Genomic DNA, 17,049 nt, shown 5'->3' on the forward strand with positions numbered 1-17,049 from the left:
TGCTCCAGAAACTGAGTGTGCCGGTCACCACGACCGGCACACGGAAACAAATCACTCGGCACAAAGGCGAGTATCATACCAGAAAGCACAAAGGCGCTGAACAGCCTCTATTCGCGCTCAAGCCGGATCGCCACACGCCGGTTCCGTGCCCGATTTTCTGCCGTATTGTTGGGCACGACCGGATAGCGTTCACCGTGATAGCGAGTGGTGATCATATCTTCCGACACTCCTTGACTGACCAGATAACGCGTCACCTCCTCGGCCCTGCGCTTGGACAGATCACGGTTCAACAGGCGCCGACCGTAATTGTCTGAGTGGCCATCCACATACACTGAATGCACACTGTCATCGGTCTTGATATAAAGGGCAATCAAGTCGAGCCGCTCACGCGTTGCATCGGACAACTGCCAAGCAGCAGAAGGGAACAGCAACGCCGTACGTGCCACCTGACGATAATTTACCGGCAGCAACGTATCAAGACAGCCCAAATAATCATCATAGGCTGATTTGAAATTGGCTGCCGAAATACCAATCTGAACCGGCTCATCACTCTGATACCAGCGCTCACTGGAAAAGGTTGGGGTCATGCCACGATGCAGCGCAACCAGCATCTGACTGGCCGCCTCACTGTCCAACTCGAGCACACCCGATTGCTGATCCACTTCCACTTCCGCGATGTTGAACGGAGCCTCCCCCGGCTGCCAGGGCGATGCCTGCGCCACCAGCATGGCAGACCCGCTTAGCTGAAAGGTTTGCGTGGGCTGCAGCCTGAAACGCAACGGTTCACCCGCCTCATGCTCGAACACGGCTCGGCCGAACGCAGGTACAGACTGGCTCAAGCGACAAAAAAAACGCGAAGTTTCCATCTCCCACACAGACTGATCGATTGATGCCCGAAACACAACGGCCTGCGCCCATCCCGGCAGCAACAGGAGCAATAGCAGGGCCATACTGGGATATTTCAATTCGGTCTCTCCCGACAATCAGGTCAGCATTCAAGTATCGGCACCAGCCGCAGGCACTTTAACTCTCATTTTGACGCCACTACCCAGACTGTTAGAATGCCTGCGGCCAATCACCTGCTGCAATAAGGACTTTCGTTGACTCAACGCAATTCAGCCCCTCATCCAATGGCAGATCGTTTTCGCGGCTTTCTGCCGGTCGTTATTGACGTCGAAACCGCCGGCTTCAACCCGCGTACCGATGCTCTGCTGGAAATCGCGGCCGTCACGCTTACGATGGATGAGAACGGCTACCTGATGATCGATCAGAGCTACGATGCGAACGTACATCCATTTCCGGGTGCCAATCTGGAGCAGTCCGCTCTGGACTTTACCGGAATCGACCCTCACGACCCGGAGCGTAATGCCCTGCCTGAAGAGGAGGCACTTGAGCAAATTTTCAAGCCGATCCGAAAATCGATCAAGTCACACGGATGCAAGCGGGCCGTTCTTGTAGGCCACAATGCATCGTTCGACCACGGGTTTGTTACCAACGCAGCTGATCGAGCCGGTATCAAGCGCAACCCTTTTCACCCGTTTTCCACCTTCGATACCGTCTCACTGGCAGGACTGGCCTACGGCCAGACCGTTTTGGCAAAGGCCTGCAACGTGGCCGGCATCGACTTTGACGGCAAACAGGCGCACTCAGCGCTATATGACACCGTCAAGACCGCAGAGCTGTTCTGCGCCATTGTCAACACCTGGAAAGACATGGGCGGCTGGGACATGGTTCTAGCCACTAGAGGCTACCAATGACCCTCTTGTCCACTTTACTCTCTCTGACCGCAATAGCTTTAAGCTTCAAATCAATTCGCACCATCCCCATGCGAGTGATATTGGCATTACTGTGCTTTTTTCAACTTTTTTTACTTGGTTTCTATTTTGTTGCTGATCATTTAACCGGATCAGGAGTCAACGAATCGGTCCTTTATCACTTAAACACTGACATGGAAGGCGCCGGCCTTAAAGAATTCTCTTACCTAATAGCGCTCAGTACAGCATATCTCCTATCCATTTTATTAACGAGCACCCTTCTCTATCGGAAAAGCTATAATAAAAACCACATAAAGCCCATACGCTACTCAACCAGCATAGCAGTCTTCATTGCAGCTTTAGCCACAAATCCTACACTTTTGGACATTGGAAGAGCTTTTTACTCAAACCAGAGCGGCACACCCTCTGATTATATAGACATAAAGAAAGCTTCCTTACCCGAAAATCCAAAGAATTTGGTTTTCATTTATTTAGAGTCCCTTGAGCGTACCTATTTTAATGAAAGAATTTTTCCGAACCTGCTTCCAGAACTGAGTGCCCTTGAACAGCAAGCCATAAGCTTCACAGATATACGACAGGCATACGGTACCGGCTGGACAATTGCAGGAATTACAGCTTCACAGTGCGGTGTACCTTTAATAACACCCGCAAATGGCAATGCAATGGGCAGTATGGATCAGTTTCTCCCAAGAGCAAATTGCCTGGGTGACTTACTATCCAAACATAATTATGAATTAAACTACCTTGGCGGTGCGCATCTAAATTTTGCTGGTAAAGGGCGCTTTTATAAAACTCATAATTTTCAGCGTATTGAAGGATTACAGGAGTTACATCACACACTCAAAGACCCCTTATACACATCATCCTGGGGCCTTTTCGATGACACACTTTACGATTTGGCATATCAACGCTTTGAGGAGTTAAGCACCAAAAACCAACCTTTTGGTTTATTTATGCTTACTCTTGACACACATCATCCATCAGGCCTCCAGTCAAGCACATGCAAGGAGGTACAGTATGCCGATGGAAAAAATCCGATGCTGAATGCTGTTCATTGCGCAGACCGTTTGGCTTCATCATTTATACGCCGACTACTTTCAAGCAAGGCAGCAGACAACACCATTATCGTTGTAGCATCCGATCATTTGGCAATGCAAAACACTGCTTCTGGACTCTTAAACCAATCCCCCCGTCGTAACTTGCTCATGATGTTTGCCCCAAACCACTCTGGTGATCAGATCAGTAAACCAGGATCTACGCTGGATACTGGACCAACAATTCTACAATTGCTTGGCAGTCCAATCCGGGTTCTGGGAATGGGGCGCTCATTACTGGAAAAAAATACACCTACACTTACCGAAGCACACGCATCTCTAGATGACACACTTACAAGCTACAGGAATTTTTTTAAATCCCTATGGTCATTTCCACAATTAGAAGCAGGCATTACTGTACAGCCAAACTCTCAGAAGCTTTTTTTGGGACAGCGGGTGCTTGATTTCCCGGCACTGATACTTCTCAACGCAGACCTGCATGTCAGAGAAGTCCGCTTCCCATCAATAGAAGACCCATCTTTGTCTTATCAGGTTTCCGACCTGGCACCGGAACAGCTTTTTATTTTGGTGGACCATTGCCCCGGGAAAAAAAGTATCAACCCCGACTCCCCTCTGAGCGATACCTTATTTTGCATGTCCTATGGTGCACTAGGTGCAGACAAGCCCTTCAAACGCTTAGCACTCAGAGAGAAAATACATTTTTCCAAGTACCAATTGGAAGAAGAACTATTGGCCTATAAGGTTCAGGGTGCCGGTAAACTGTACGCCGAGCAGCGGCAACAATTGTTGCTTCTTGATCGCTACGGGACAGCAGATGTCATCGATTATAAATCATCCATAAACTCATCTTTCACCCTGATTTCCTCCAGTTCGCCTTCCGGCAACTCACGCATAGAGACTGCCACAAGCGACATGGAGCTCAGTAGAGGACTAACCTTGATTGGGCTTGGGGACGATCAAAGCGCCGTGGTACTTCAACACCAGGATACGTGTGAGCCTTACCGACACCAGGCACCACTCGTAGACTCATTCCAGAACATAATTAACCGCGAGTCGTTCCAAGTATTTGCAATTATCGCCCATGACAGCGCCTGGTGCAGAGACAAAGAAGACATGCGCCCTGCTTTGGAGTCAACCAACCTCGAGGCATGGCGAACACTGGAGTTTCGCGTGCCATATATTGCGATTATTGACAAGAATCGAACTCAACAAGAGTTCCTGGGAAGCCCAAATGAAAGCTTAGTCATCCGAATTAATTGACTATTATTTCTTCGTTTAACACCGGTTTGAGAGACATCCAGGCATCAAAATCGTGGAGCTGGAAGAAGACTCGAGGGACCAGCCCGTTCACACACTCACCGCAGCCATTTACTTTCCAGTTGATCTTCAACTGATCAACTGAATTGCCATCGATGGTTGAAGGACTGGCCCAGCTCTCTATACAGCATCAGTCATGCTTCGATAATGCGTTGCTGTATACAACTACTTGCCTTAGGCCTCAGCCTCACCGGCATCCTTGGCCGCCGCCTGAATCATCTCTTTCAGCTCGCCACTTTCAGCCATTTCGCAAATGATGTCACAACCCCCAACCAGCTCACCGTTGATCCACAACTGCGGAAATGTTGGCCAGTTGGCATACTTGGGCAGCTCGGCACGGATATCCTGATTTTCGAGGATATTAACGAAGGCAAAGCGCTCACCGCAGGACATGATGGCTTCAACCGCACGCGAAGAAAAACCACACTGCGGGAACCTCGGCGTACCTTTCATGTACAGCAGGATGGCATTGTTTTCGATCTGTTCTTTGATTGTGTCGACTACACTCATTTAAAAACACCTTTGGTTAACACTTGTCGGACTGTGCCAGTGAGCAACAGTCTACCATATAACCCACCAAATCACTCAACTTAGCCATCACAACCCGGCGGAAATCTGTTTACTGTTTATCGAGGAAAGACCATACTTTTTCAGTCGTTGGAGACCATTTTGTTACCTTGTGGCAGCAGGATTAAATTGCCAAACGCGGTAGCTACTCATAGAATGGTCGTTTTTTCGGCAGCTCTGGCTGCCTTTTTGCGTTGTAGGGAGAGTCCCCCATGGCCACGCAGCCACTGATGAATGTATTCAACCGGCTCTCAGTTGCCTTCGATCACGGCGAGGGTGCCTGGCTTTACGATACTGACGGTAACAAGTACCTGGACGCCCTTAGCGGCATTGCAGTCACGGGGCTTGGCCACGCACATCCGGCCATCACCCGCGCGATCAGTGAACAGGCTGCAAAGCTGATTCACTGTTCCAATATTTATACCATTCCACAGCAGACTGAACTGGGCGCCAAGCTGACCCGTATCTCCGGTATGGAAAACGCGTTTTTTGCCAATTCAGGCGCTGAAGCCAACGAGGCCGCCATCAAGCTGGCTCGTCGTTACGGTCACAACCGCGGCATCGACAACCCGGCCATCATTGTAATGGATCAGTCCTTCCACGGACGTACGCTGGCCACTCTGAGCGCCACCGGCAACCGCGCCACCCAGCAAGGCTTTGAACCACTGGTAAGCGGTTTTGTACGTGTTCCCTACGATGATGTTGAGGCGGTGCGCCAGGTTGCCCGCAACAACCCCAACGTAGTGGCGGTGCTGGTTGAGCCCGTGCAGGGCGAAGGCGGCATTCACATTCCGGCACCTGACTACCTGAACCAGCTGCGCGACATATGTGATCAACACCAGTGGCTGCTGATGCTGGACGAAGTTCAAACCGGCAATGGTCGTACCGGAACCTATTTCTGCTTCCAGCAGAACGGCATCCTGCCCGATGTAGTGACCACTGCCAAGGGCCTGGGTAACGGCTTCCCGATCGGCGTTTGTCTGGCACAGGGCATCGCAGCCGATGTTCTAACGCCCGGTACGCACGGCACCACCTATGGTGGCAACCCGCTGGCCTGCGCTACCGGAATCGCCGTGGTCGATACCATTGAACAGGACAACCTCTGTGCCCGTGCTACTGAACTGGGTGAGCGCATTGCTAACGGCTTCCGTGCACAGCTTGGCCACAGCCAGTACGTAAAAGAGATACGCAACAAGGGCCTGATGATCGGCATCGAATTGACAGAGGCCGGTTCTGAATTGGTCGTACTGGCCAAGGTAAAAGGCATACTGCTGAATGTGACCGGTGGAGGCAAGGTCGTGCGCCTGCTGCCCCCTCTGATCATGAGTGACAGCGAAGCTGACCTTCTGGTCAGCACTGTATCGCAGCTGATCAAGGTATATACAGGTGAAGAGCGCGACAGCGCAGAATGAGCAAGACCCCCTTTAACTGACCTCAGGAGCCGGCGGCTTCGGCCGCCGACTGACAACTGACCTATGAGTACACGACATTTTCTGACCCTGCTCGACATGACGCCAGAAGAGCTGCAGCAGATCGTGCAGCGGGCCATCATCCTCAAGCAGATGCGCAATGCCGGTGAAACCTACGAGCCTTTGAAAAACAAGGTCATGGCGATGATCTTCGAGAAGGCATCCACCCGCACACGCGTTTCCTTCGAGGCCGGTATGGCCCAGTTCGGCGGTCACGCCATGTTTCTGTCACCCCGGGATACCCAACTGGGTCGTGGCGAGCCAGTGGAAGACAGCGCGCGCGTCATCTCCAGCATGGTCGATGTAGTGATGATACGCACGTTCAGCCACGAACTGGTTGAAACCTTCGCGCGTTATTCACGCGTCCCGGTTATCAACGCCCTGACGGACGAATACCACCCTTGCCAGCTGCTGGCCGACATGCAGACCTTCATCGAACAGCGCGGCTCCATCAAGGGAAAAACCGTAGCCTGGGTCGGCGATGGCAACAACATGTGCAACTCCTATATCAACGCAGCGCGCCAATTCGATTTCCACCTGAACATTGCCTGCCCGGAAGAGTTTGCCCCCAACGCGGATCTGGTCGCCCGCAACAGTGACCGGGTGAGCGTGTTTGAAAGCCCAGAGTTGGCTGTCAAAGGCGCTCACCTTGTCGTAACTGATGTTTGGGCATCCATGGGACAAGAAGCGGAACAGCGTGAGCGTGTACGCGAGTTCCGTGGTTACCAGGTCAGCCCAGCGCTGATGGACCTGGCTTCACCTGACGCCCTGTTCATGCACTGCCTGCCCGCCCACCGCGGCGAAGAGGTCAGTGAAGACATGCTCGATGACCCGCGCTCAGTGGTGTTTGAAGAAGCCGAAAACCGCCTTCACGCCCAAAAGGCGCTGCTCGAGTTTCTGCTGGTCAACCACAAGTGATCCTCCGGCAGCCCGACAGGGCTGTCCTTACCTCGCCAGACTCCCACATTCGATACTATACTGGCTGTGATTCTGATTACGGGAACCGGGCATGATCGAGATACGTCATCTTAAAACACTGACCGCGCTGCGCGATGCCGGCAGTCTGGTCGAGGCTGCCGAACGGATACACCTGACCCAGTCTGCACTCTCTCATCAGATCAAGGACCTGGAGGAGCGTCTCAACTGCTCACTGTTTATCCGCAAGACCCGACCGATCTGCTTTACCAGCGCAGGCCAGCGCTTGCTGACACTGGCTGACGAACTGCTGCCGATGGTTCGCAGCACTGAGCGTGACGTCATGCGCCTTGCTGGCGGTGAAACCGGACGCCTTAACATCTGTATAGAATGTCACAGCTGCTTTGACTGGCTGATGCCGACCATAGACTATTTCCGCCAACACTGGCCTGAGGTGGAGCTCGATCTGTCTACCGGTTTCAGTTTTCAACCATTGCCGGCACTTGCACGGGGTGATCTGGATCTGGTGATCACCTCCGATCCGGAAGAGCGCAGCGGGATTCACTATGTTCCCCTGTTCAGCTATGAGTCCGTACTCGTCATGGGCCGGCAGCACCGACTGGTAGCAAGACGCCACATACAACCTCAGGACCTGGCCCAGGAAACCCTGATCACCTACCCGGTTGAACAGGATCGACTCGATGTTTTCTCGCGCTTTCTCGACCCTGCGGATGTGGAGCCCGCCGAGATTCGTACCGCCGAGCTGACCGTGATGATCATGCAGTTGGTCGCCAGCGGCCGCGGCGTGGCTGCCCTGCCCAACTGGGCGGCGCATGAGTATCTGGAGCGGGAGTACATTGCTGCCCGCCCACTGGGCGAAAAGGGGCTTTGGTGCACGCTCTATGCCGCCATGCGGGAGGACCAGAAAGACGCCGACTTTATGGTCGACTTCCTGAGCACCGCCCGCGATGTCACTTTCCGCAACCTGAACGGCATCCGCTCGGCCTGAGCTTAAGGCATCTGCGCCAACTCCCGGCGGATTTCCTCTGTGGTCAGGCGCAGCTGTGCTTCGCCACGGCACGCACGACGCTGCGCCAGCCAATACAACAAGGGTGCAGCGATGAACACCGATGAACTGGTGCCTACCACCACCCCAAACAGCATCGGCTGTGCGAAGCTGGCCACGGCAGTGCCACCAGCCAACGCCATTGGCAACAACGCCAGCAATGTCGTAACGGATGTATACACCGTACGCGTCAGCGTGGCAGCAATGCTCTCATTGAGCAGCGTCAGCAACGGTTTGTCCGGTGTAGCACGCAGACTTTCACGCACACGGTCAAATACCACCACTTTGTCATTGACCGAATAGCCGATCAGCGCCAACAGAGCGGCCACCGCTGTCAGATTGAACTCTACCCCCGCCAATACGAAAAAGCCGATCGTTTTGGTCAGATCCAACGCAATGGTCAGGGTTGCCGCCAGCGCAAAGTGCGACTCAAACCGCCACCAAAGATAGGCCAGCACACCACTGCCTGCCAGCAATACGGCCAGGATGCTCAGATCACTGAAGTCACCACTGACTTTGGGCCCCACCAGTTCGGTTCTGGGGAAGCTGGCAGCCGGGCTCTGCTCCTGTATGGTCTGCTTTAGCTGTTCCATCTGCTCGGCTGTGATTGCCGGTTCTGCCGCTACCGGCAGGCGTACCAGATAGTGCCCATCCACTCCCATCTCCTGCAGACTGGCCTGCTGCGGCAATACCGATCGCAGCGATTCTGCCGCCAGTCCCGATGCCGATACTTCAACCAGCGTGCCGCCAGTAAAGTCGATGCCATATTTCAAACCCGACTGCAGGTACAGCGTAACCGCCGCCAATGACAGTACTGCCGAGGCGATCAGGCCCACTACACGCCCTTTCATCACATTAGGTACTCGGGCACTGAGTCGGTCCAGCCAGCCCGAGCCACCCCAACGGATCGGTTGACGCTCACGACCCCGAATCTGCCACTCGGTCAGCAGCCGCGTCAGCGTAATGGCGGTAAACAGTGAGGTGACAAGGCCGATACCGATGGTGATGGCAAACCCCTTCACCGGCCCGCTGCCCATCAAAAACAAAAGGCTGACAGCAATCAGGGTGGTGAAATTGGAATCCAGAATAGTGGCATAGGCCCGGGCAAAACCGTCCTTAACGGCCATGGCTGCACTGCGCCCGCGCCGACTCTCCTCCCGGATACGCTCGTTGATCAGAATATTGGCATCCACCGCCATCCCCAGTGTCAGGATGATTCCGGCAATGCCAGGCAGCGTCAGTGTCGCCCGAAACAGGCTGAGCACTCCCAGCATCAGCACCAGGTTAACGGCCAACCCCAGACAGGCGATAAGCCCCCGGCCACGATAGACCACCAGCATGAACGCCACCACCAGCACGAAGCCGATCAGGCCGGTTGTCAGGCCCATGCTGATGGCGTCACGCCCCAGATCAGGACCAACCGAGCGCTCCTCGACAACCTCAAGGGGCACCGGCAACGCCCCGGCTCTGAGCAGCAGCGCCAGCTTTCCGGCCTCCTGCGGGGTAAAGTCGCCGCTGATCTCGCCACTGCCACCAGCGATCACGCTGCGGATCACCGGTGCCGTCAGCACCCGACCATCCAGCACGATTGCCAGCGGGCGGCCGATGTTATCGGCGGTCATGCGGGCAAACTCACGCCCCCCGTCGGTGTCGAGCGTAAAGTTGACCACGGCAGCACCGGTTTGCGGATTGAAGGCCAACTGAGCATCACGGATATGCTTGCCCTCCAACGCCACCGCCTTATCCAGTCGATAGTACTGATCACCCTCGACAGTCGGCAGTGTCATCTCCGCCACCGCTTCTCCACCCATCAGCACCCAGTGAAAGGTCATTTTGGCGGTCGTGCCCAGCAGTTCGCGCACCTCGCGCGGATCAGCTACTCCGGGCATCTGCACCAGAATGGCATCATCCCCCTGGCGCGCCACCAAGGGCTCCACCAGCCCGGTTTCGTTCAGGCGCCGACGCACCACCTCCAAACTCGCAGCCATCACATCCTGACGCAACTGCGCCTGATCGGGTACTTCGCTCAGATCGGCCTGTAACAGCAGATGTGAGCCGCCCTGCAGGTCAAGCCCCAATGACAGGGTGTTATCGGTGTACCACTGCGGCAGTGATTGGCTGGCACTGGGCGGCAGAATATTGGGTGCGGCGCTGAGCAGGCCACACAGAATCAGCAGACCACAGGCAAGGGTCCGCCAGGAGAATACTTTCATTATGATCCCCGGATCTCATCAACAACTGATCAAACAAACAGAACTGAACCGCCGTTAAGCGGCGAATACTGAGAGATCAGCGGACGGGTGGGGCACGCAGGGGAGGCAGACTGACCGCCGTCCAGGCTTTGGCGGCAGGCGATGATACCGGGGTCGGAATAATCTGATGGGCAACGAGCAGCAGTACCAGACCAGACAACAGTGCCAGCAGCCATTGTGGTTCGTCACCGCTGTCTAACGGCGTCAGTGACTGTTGTTCGTCCGTCGCCAACAGGCTGCTCGGCTGAATCAACGCCACTCTGGCATCGGAGGTGCCCACGTAACCATTCTGCTTCACCCCAGCGTTGAGCATACCGAACCCCAGCAGCAGGGCGGCCAGCAGCATCAACATGACAGACAGGCTGTAACGCTGATTCAAGGCGGGAAGAGGTGCGACAGCACCGGAGACGTGGGACAACCGGAATACTCCTGATTAGAAGTTCGAGTATGAACCTGACACTGTATCAACGTCAATCCACAGCGATCAGCTGCTCACAGCATTGCAGCAAATCGACCGTTACTTGACCAGGCTGACCGACAGAACCGATACAATTCGTTGCGCAGCACCGCTCCACACGTATCGATAGTGGCCTCCCTGTATGGGGATCGAGGTCGCCCTCGGAGTGAATAGCGCAGCACACTCCCCACCGGCACAGCGCACACTGGAATACAACAGTCCCTTGACTCCCGCCTTGCGCTGATCATGTGCAAACCGCTGAGCAGCCGAGTAATCCGTAGGATGGTGAAGTGCCACGTACTGATCACCGCGAATATCCAACAGCGGCAGCTGAATCATGCTGATGTATTCACGCATGGTGATTTCCGTATCGGGCTCTTGAGTCGCGGACAAAAAACGCTCACGGTGATACCGCGTTTCGGCGATTGCCACATCCAAGGAATTTCCGGCGTAGTAAACACCATCGCGCCCGTCGGTAAACCGGCTGGCATATCCAACGTGAGTGAATGCCGCCATCACTGGGGTCGAACCGGAACCGGATATTCGTTCCGAAGCAGGCACTCGTCTCAGGTCCCCCACATCATCCATCAGGCGATCATTGGTGAGTCCCTCGATCTCGAAGATTATGTCCAAATCCTCGGGATCAGCAACGCTTTCGAACAGATTGATTGGCGGAAAGTGGCTGGGCACCAGTCGATGCGCTCGCTCCCATTCAGGCATCAGCTGCTGCATGGTCAGCCTCGCACTGCATCAAGGTAACGCCTGACATCAGCCAGATTGATCACCCTGCCCTTGAGCATCACGGAGATGGCCGACTCGCCATCAAACTCCCGGTTTGCCTTGCGTGGCCAAGCGTTGGCCTGTTCCTCGGTGGGAAACAATATGCGCAACGCCTTGTAGATGCCCAAAATATAGGAGATGCGCTCCAGTGTATCCCCGCTGATAGCTGGGCCTTCGCCTTTTTTCCACTTATAAAAAGTACTGCGTGGCGGACTTCCCAACAATACCTGCTGTTCCTGATTACCGAGCCCCCAACCTTCCGTAATACGAAAGAACGTCTTGAGTGCGACCTCGGATCTGCGTCGCTCATCCGTTTTCGCGGCATGTCCTGATTTAGCCAACACAATGAACACCTCAAGCCATTTGCATTAAGCCCAATATAGTCTACACATATACAAATATCAATTTTAGTCCCTATAGGGACAATCAGACCCACTCATGCCCTTCTGAACAACTGACCGAAACGGGTTGCCTGGCAAGCACTTGCCAAGATGCGCCGTGCCTGCATTGTGGTAAGATCGAAGTTCTTGTTTAATCGATTTTCAGTGAGAGAGTAAATGGAACCCTGGACACCCGAAAGCTGGCGCAGCAAACCGATCAAGCAGCACCCGACCTACCCTGATCAAGCAGCCCTGTATCAGGTCGAGCGCACGCTGAGCGAATATCCGCCGCTGGTGTTTGCCGGGGAGATCCGCTCTCTGACTCAGGACCTGGCTCAGGTGGCCGAAGGCAAGGCGTTCCTGCTACAAGGCGGGGACTGTGCCGAAAGCTTTACCGAATTCAACGCCAACAAAATTCGCGATACCTTCAAGGTGCTGCTGCAGATGTCGGTCGTCATGACCTTTGCCGGCAGTTGCCCGGTGGTCAAGATCGGTCGCATGGCCGGTCAGTTTGCCAAGCCTCGCTCGGCCGATACCGAAACCATCAACGGTATTGAACTGCCCAGCTATCGTGGCGATATCATCAACGGCATCGAATTCACCGCCGAAGCCCGTACTCCCGATCCGCAGCGCCTGCTGTCCGCCTACCACCAGTCGGCGGCCACACTGAACCTGCTGCGGGCATTCGCAACCGGTGGTTTTGCCGACCTGCACCGGGTGCATCAGTGGACGCAGGGCTTCGTGCAGCAAAGCCCACAGAGTGAGAAATTTCAACATCTGGCCGACCAGATCGACCAGACCATGGCGTTCATCGAAGCCTGCGGCATCAGCTCGGCCAATACCCCGCAGCTGAAGGAAACCAGCCTGTACACCTCGCATGAGGCGCTGCTGCTGGGCTACGAGGAAGCCCTGACACGTCAGGACAGCCTGACCGGCGACTGGTATGACTGCTCTGCACATATGCTTTGGATCGGTGACCGTACCCGTCAGCCGGATCATGCTCATGTGGAGTTCCTGCGAGGCGTGCGCAACCCGGTCGGCATCAAGGTCGGACCGAGCACGCAGCCGGACGATCTGCTGCGCCTGCTGGACACTCTCAACCCTAGCCAGATTCCGGGCCGCATCACCCTGATTGCGCGCATGGGCGCCAACAAGATCACTGAGCTTTTGCCACCGCTTGTGCGCGCAGTGAAGGCCAGTGGTCACCACGTGGTGTGGAGCTCCGACCCAATGCACGGTAATACCATCAAGGCCTCCAGTGGCTACAAGACCCGTAGCGTAAATTCGATTCTGACCGAGATGAAGGGCTTCTTCGAAGTGCACAATGCCGAAGGCACCCATGCCGGCGGCGTTCACTTCGAGATGACCGGCAACGATGTTACCGAATGCATCGGCGGCGCTTATCAGATCACCGAAGAGGGACTGGCCGATCGCTATCATACCCAGTGTGATCCGCGCCTCAATGCCGATCAGTCACTGGAACTGGCATTCCTGATCGCCGATACACTCAAGGCCGCACGCAAGGAGTAAACATGCAACGTACTGAACAGGTATCCGTCCTGTTGCTCAAGATCAGAACCGAGATGGAGGAACTGGAACTTTGGCAGTCCAGCCCTCCCAGTGCGCAGGCGCTGGCCAGCACCCAGCCCTTCTGTGTTGACACCCTGCACTTCACCGAGTGGCTGCAGTGGCTGCTGATACCCCGGCTGCAGGAGATGATCCGCCAGGAGGTTTCGCTGCCTCACAGCAGTCAAATCCATCCCATGGCGGAAGAGGTGTTCAAGCAGATACAGGCAGACACAGACCAACTGCTCGAGCTGATCGAGCAGTTGGACAAGACCCTCTGCACGCTGCACTGAGCCGACACCCAAACATGGACCGCAATTCATGGCTTACGAGAAACATGACAACTTTCTGTTCCGCATCGGCTTTGGTGGTGTAGACCCCTCCGAAAGCCCCAGGGCCAAACGCTGGGGCAAACGGCTTGAATGGCCCATGCTGTTTCTTGCTCTCTGGATCATGGTAGATTGGTACATGCGCTCCCAGAACCTGGGCACTGAGCGTTCAAACCTGTTTACAGACTGGCTGATTTGGCTCGGATTTGTGGCCGAGCTTACAATCATGTTGCTGGTCGTACAGGACCGGGGACGATATCTGCGCCAGAACTGGATGACTTTGGTTATCATTGTCGGCGGCCTGCCTGCCATATGGGGCGCCCACTCTTTCTATGCCGGTGCCATCCGCATGCTGCGCCTGATGGTTGTAGTTGGCATTCTGTTCAAGGTGTCACGCGATCTACGCTCCATTCTGGCGCGGCACAATCTCGGCACGACACTGCTGATCTGCTTCATATTTCTGATCATTTCAGGCCTGGTGATATCCACTCTTGATCCTGCATTCGATACCCCCTGGGATGGTATCTGGTGGGCCTGGGTCACAATTACCACCGTAGGCTATGGTGATATCGTACCCGCCACAAACGAGGGCAGACTGTTTGGTGCGATACTGATTCTGATCGGGATCTGCATGTTCTCACTGCTGACGGCCAGTTTTTCAGTATTCTTCATCGAAAAGGATGAAGGCGAGATCGCCATCAAGGAACAGCAGAATCTGGAACGCATCCACCACCTGGAAAACAGATTGGAACGCATTGAAGCAAAGCTTGAGCGCGCCCTGGTTCTACTTGAGTCGGCACAAAACCGACCCGTTGATGTCACATCAGAACAAGGAAAAACAACTCGAGGAGACTAGCCTGTGAATTACCTGAGTGAACTTGGTCACAGCTTTCTCCACGCGTTGAAAAACCTGCTACCCATCGTTGCAGTTGTACTGCTGTTTCAGCTGGTTATTCTACAGCAAGTCCCAGAAAACAGCCTCGCCATGGCTGGGGGCTTGCTGATTGTTGCCGTTGGGGTGGCGCTCTTTCTACAGGGACTGGAACTGGGTATTTTTCCGGTCGGCAAAAGCCTTTCCAACCAGTTTGCCCGTCAGGGGTCTTTACCGATACTGCTGGGATTCGGCTTCTGTCTGGGCTTTTCCGCTGTGGTCGCGGAACCTGCACTGATTGCAGTTGCCGATCAGGCACAGCAGATCAGCAATGGGCGCATTGATGCTCTTACGTTGAGATTACTGGTTGCCGCCTCAGTGGGTGCCGTTACCGCATTAGGGGTGTTCCGAATCATTTTCGGCCACCCCATCCATCACTACATGATCGTTGGTTATATTGTAGTGGTCGTTGTCACCTTCTTCGCACCGGAAGAGATTGTTGGCCTTGCCTACGATTCCGGCGGTGTAACAACCAATGTAGTCACTGTCCCTCTGATTGCCGCTCTTGGCATTGGCCTCGCATCCTCTATCCGTGGTCGCAGCCCGCTCAAGGATGGTTTTGGGCTGGTGGCCATGGCCGTTATGGTACCGATGATCAGCGTACAGCTTTACGGGGCATGGGTATACTCACAGCCTGCCCCCAATACCGAACTGCTGACATCATCAAACGAGGGGAACGGCAACAGCGTACATCCAGTACTAAAAGGCCTGCTGGATCTCGCCACGATGGTGCGCGATGTACTACCAATCATTATCACGATTCTGTTTTTTCAATACCTGATTCTACGACGCCCTCTGGTCAACCCTCGCCAGGTCATATTGGGTTTTATACTGGTAATTGTCGGCCTGTACGCTTTTGTGATCGGCCTGAAACTGGGGCTGTTCCCGATCGGCACCAGCATGGCAGAACAGCTGATAGCCCGTGAGGGTTATCTGTTGATCTACCTCTTTGCCTTCATGATCGGTTTTGCCACCACCATGGCGGAACCAGCACTGCTGGCTGTGGGCAAGCAGGCCGAAGAAGCGGCAGTTGGCCAAATCAACGCTGCCGCCATTCGCCTGCTGGTGGCATTGGGTGTCGCTGTGGGCATCACGTTGGGTGTGTGGCGACTGGTCCATGGAGACCCTCTCCACTATTACATTATTGGCAGTTACATTCTGGTGATTGGCCTTACACTTATCGCTCCGCGCTACATCGTAGCACTGGCCTACGACTTGGGTGGAGTTACAACGTCAGAAGTGACCGTCCCACTGGTAACCGCACTGGGAATAGGTCTTGCCAGTCAGATTGATGGTCGTAACGTATTGATTGATGGTTTTGGCCTGATCGCCTTTGCCTCAATCTTTCCGATTGTAACCGTCATGCTTTATGCCATCTGGGCTGATTGGGCCAACCGTAGAGTCAAACAGGAGTCCGTATGAAATTCACAGCCGTAGTCGGTATTGTGCCTGAAGATATGGAGCAACAGTGTGTCGACAGGGCCCGAGAGCTGGGCGCTGGAGGGATTACCATTATTCAGGGACGCGGTATAAGCAACGAAACTCGCAAGACCTTTTTCGGCTTTGCCTACGATGGCAATCAGTCCGTATTGCTTATGGTGCTTGAACGTCAACTTTCCCTGGAAATACTGAAGGCGTTTGATGCCATCCTTCATGCCGATGACGCCTGTAACTCAAAGGGACTGGTATTCAGCCTCCCGCTTGAGCACTTGCGCGGAATGGATATGGCACAAATCCAGAAGTTTGAACAACATCTAAAAGATTCACTCTGACAGGAGATTACCATGCTGGTACAAGATGTAATGGTCCGCGATGTCGTGATGATTTCGCCCTTCGCAACACTGCGCGAAGCCCTCAGCATGATGAAACGCCGGGATCTGAAGTCTCTGGTTGTGGACAAGAACCATGACTACGACGCGTATGGTCTGATCACCTATACCAATATTGTGAAAACCGTGATCGCGGAAAGCGGCGATATTGATTTGCTCAACGTCTATGATGTGTGCGTGAAACCTGCCTTGAGCGTTGGCAAGAGTCTGGCTGTTCGACATGTGGCCGAGTTGATGTCGCAGCACAGAATCAAGCGTATTCTGGTCGTCGAAGACAACGATCTTATCGGACTGGTGACCATGGATGACATGGTAGAAACCCTGCTGCAGGAAATTGATTGAGCCCGGCTGACAATACCCG

17 protein-coding genes are annotated in these 17,049 nt (G+C 54.4%); 11 read left to right on the forward strand and 6 right to left on the reverse strand.

Going from position 1 to position 17,049, the window contains the following annotated elements:
* Positions 1-107: 107 nt before the first annotated feature.
* A complete protein-coding gene (locus tag ACAM29_RS10685; protein ID WP_254774937.1) occupies positions 108-965 on the reverse strand; it encodes an OmpA family protein in 858 nt (285 codons plus the stop codon).
* A 165-nt stretch (positions 966-1,130) separates the two neighbouring features.
* Here ACAM29_RS10685 and rnt point away from each other — a divergent pair, with 165 nt between their 5' ends.
* The gene (rnt, locus tag ACAM29_RS10690) at positions 1,131-1,757 is read left to right on the forward strand and encodes a ribonuclease T (protein ID WP_369625140.1); all 627 of its coding nucleotides are present in this window, start codon (positions 1,131-1,133) and stop codon (positions 1,755-1,757) included.
* Positions 1,754-4,090, forward strand: a complete 2,337-nt coding sequence (locus ACAM29_RS10695; protein WP_369624106.1) for a sulfatase-like hydrolase/transferase — start codon at positions 1,754-1,756, stop codon at positions 4,088-4,090. The genes rnt and ACAM29_RS10695 overlap by 4 nt, the downstream gene beginning before the upstream one ends.
* 231 nt (positions 4,091-4,321) lie before the next feature.
* Here the strand turns inward: ACAM29_RS10695 and grxD are convergent, their stop codons facing one another.
* On the reverse strand, positions 4,322-4,657 hold the full coding sequence (gene grxD, locus ACAM29_RS10700) for a Grx4 family monothiol glutaredoxin (protein WP_091821479.1): 336 nt from the start codon (positions 4,655-4,657) through the stop codon (positions 4,322-4,324).
* A gap of 269 nt (positions 4,658-4,926) precedes the next feature.
* On the opposite strand from grxD, the gene ACAM29_RS10705 reads away from it, so the two are divergent.
* From ACAM29_RS10705 to ACAM29_RS10715, 3 genes are all read left to right on the forward strand, one after another.
* Positions 4,927-6,126 (forward strand): aspartate aminotransferase family protein, encoded by a 1,200-nt coding sequence (locus tag ACAM29_RS10705; RefSeq protein ID WP_206839536.1) that lies wholly within the window; start codon positions 4,927-4,929, stop codon positions 6,124-6,126.
* A gap of 63 nt (positions 6,127-6,189) precedes the next feature.
* Positions 6,190-7,101 carry an ornithine carbamoyltransferase gene (argF, locus tag ACAM29_RS10710; protein ID WP_091821486.1) on the forward strand — a complete coding sequence of 304 codons (912 nt, stop codon included), beginning with the start codon at positions 6,190-6,192 and terminating at the stop codon, positions 7,099-7,101.
* A gap of 91 nt (positions 7,102-7,192) precedes the next feature.
* Positions 7,193-8,107, forward strand: a complete 915-nt coding sequence (locus ACAM29_RS10715; protein WP_091821490.1) for a LysR family transcriptional regulator — start codon at positions 7,193-7,195, stop codon at positions 8,105-8,107.
* 2 nt (positions 8,108-8,109) lie between these two features.
* Here the strand turns inward: ACAM29_RS10715 and secD are convergent, their stop codons facing one another.
* The 4 genes from secD to ACAM29_RS10735 all read right to left on the reverse strand — a co-directional run bounded on the left by secD (position 8,110) and on the right by ACAM29_RS10735 (position 11,997).
* On the reverse strand, positions 8,110-10,377 hold the full coding sequence (gene secD / locus ACAM29_RS10720) for a protein translocase subunit SecD (protein ID WP_369624107.1): 2,268 nt from the start codon (positions 10,375-10,377) through the stop codon (positions 8,110-8,112).
* 76 nt (positions 10,378-10,453) lie between these two features.
* On the reverse strand, positions 10,454-10,834 hold the full coding sequence (locus ACAM29_RS10725; RefSeq protein WP_369624108.1) for a hypothetical protein: 381 nt from the start codon (positions 10,832-10,834) through the stop codon (positions 10,454-10,456).
* A 99-nt stretch (positions 10,835-10,933) separates the two neighbouring features.
* Entirely contained in the window at positions 10,934-11,605 is a 672-nt protein-coding gene (locus ACAM29_RS10730) for an RES family NAD+ phosphorylase (RefSeq protein ID WP_091821500.1), read from the reverse strand.
* Between the two features lie 2 nt (positions 11,606-11,607).
* Positions 11,608-11,997: an MbcA/ParS/Xre antitoxin family protein gene (locus ACAM29_RS10735; RefSeq protein WP_242530095.1), complete on the reverse strand. Its 390-nt coding sequence runs from the start codon at positions 11,995-11,997 to the stop codon at positions 11,608-11,610.
* A gap of 213 nt (positions 11,998-12,210) precedes the next feature.
* Between ACAM29_RS10735 and ACAM29_RS10740 the strand changes: the two genes are divergently transcribed.
* From ACAM29_RS10740 to ACAM29_RS10765, 6 genes are read left to right on the forward strand one after another with little or no spacing between them, the layout of a single operon-like run.
* Positions 12,211-13,563: a class II 3-deoxy-7-phosphoheptulonate synthase gene (locus ACAM29_RS10740; protein WP_369624109.1), complete on the forward strand. Its 1,353-nt coding sequence runs from the start codon at positions 12,211-12,213 to the stop codon at positions 13,561-13,563.
* A 2-nt stretch (positions 13,564-13,565) separates the two neighbouring features.
* Positions 13,566-13,892 (forward strand): YqcC family protein, encoded by a 327-nt coding sequence (locus ACAM29_RS10745; RefSeq protein ID WP_206839518.1) that lies wholly within the window; start codon positions 13,566-13,568, stop codon positions 13,890-13,892.
* A gap of 28 nt (positions 13,893-13,920) precedes the next feature.
* Positions 13,921-14,784 (forward strand): potassium channel family protein, encoded by an 864-nt coding sequence (locus tag ACAM29_RS10750; protein WP_369624110.1) that lies wholly within the window; start codon positions 13,921-13,923, stop codon positions 14,782-14,784.
* Between the two features lie 3 nt (positions 14,785-14,787).
* Positions 14,788-16,281 carry a DUF1538 domain-containing protein gene (locus ACAM29_RS10755; protein WP_369624111.1) on the forward strand — a complete coding sequence of 498 codons (1,494 nt, stop codon included), beginning with the start codon at positions 14,788-14,790 and terminating at the stop codon, positions 16,279-16,281.
* Entirely contained in the window at positions 16,278-16,631 is a 354-nt protein-coding gene (locus ACAM29_RS10760) for a transcriptional regulator (protein WP_091821519.1), read from the forward strand. The genes ACAM29_RS10755 and ACAM29_RS10760 overlap by 4 nt, the downstream gene beginning before the upstream one ends.
* Positions 16,632-16,643: 12 nt before the next feature.
* Positions 16,644-17,030 carry a CBS domain-containing protein gene (locus tag ACAM29_RS10765; protein WP_091821521.1) on the forward strand — a complete coding sequence of 129 codons (387 nt, stop codon included), beginning with the start codon at positions 16,644-16,646 and terminating at the stop codon, positions 17,028-17,030.
* Positions 17,031-17,049 lie beyond the last annotated feature (19 nt).

Source organism: Marinobacterium sp. BA1, assembly GCF_041155135.1.
In the GTDB taxonomy this organism is placed as follows: Bacteria; Pseudomonadota; Gammaproteobacteria; order Pseudomonadales; family Balneatricaceae; genus Marinobacterium; species Marinobacterium iners.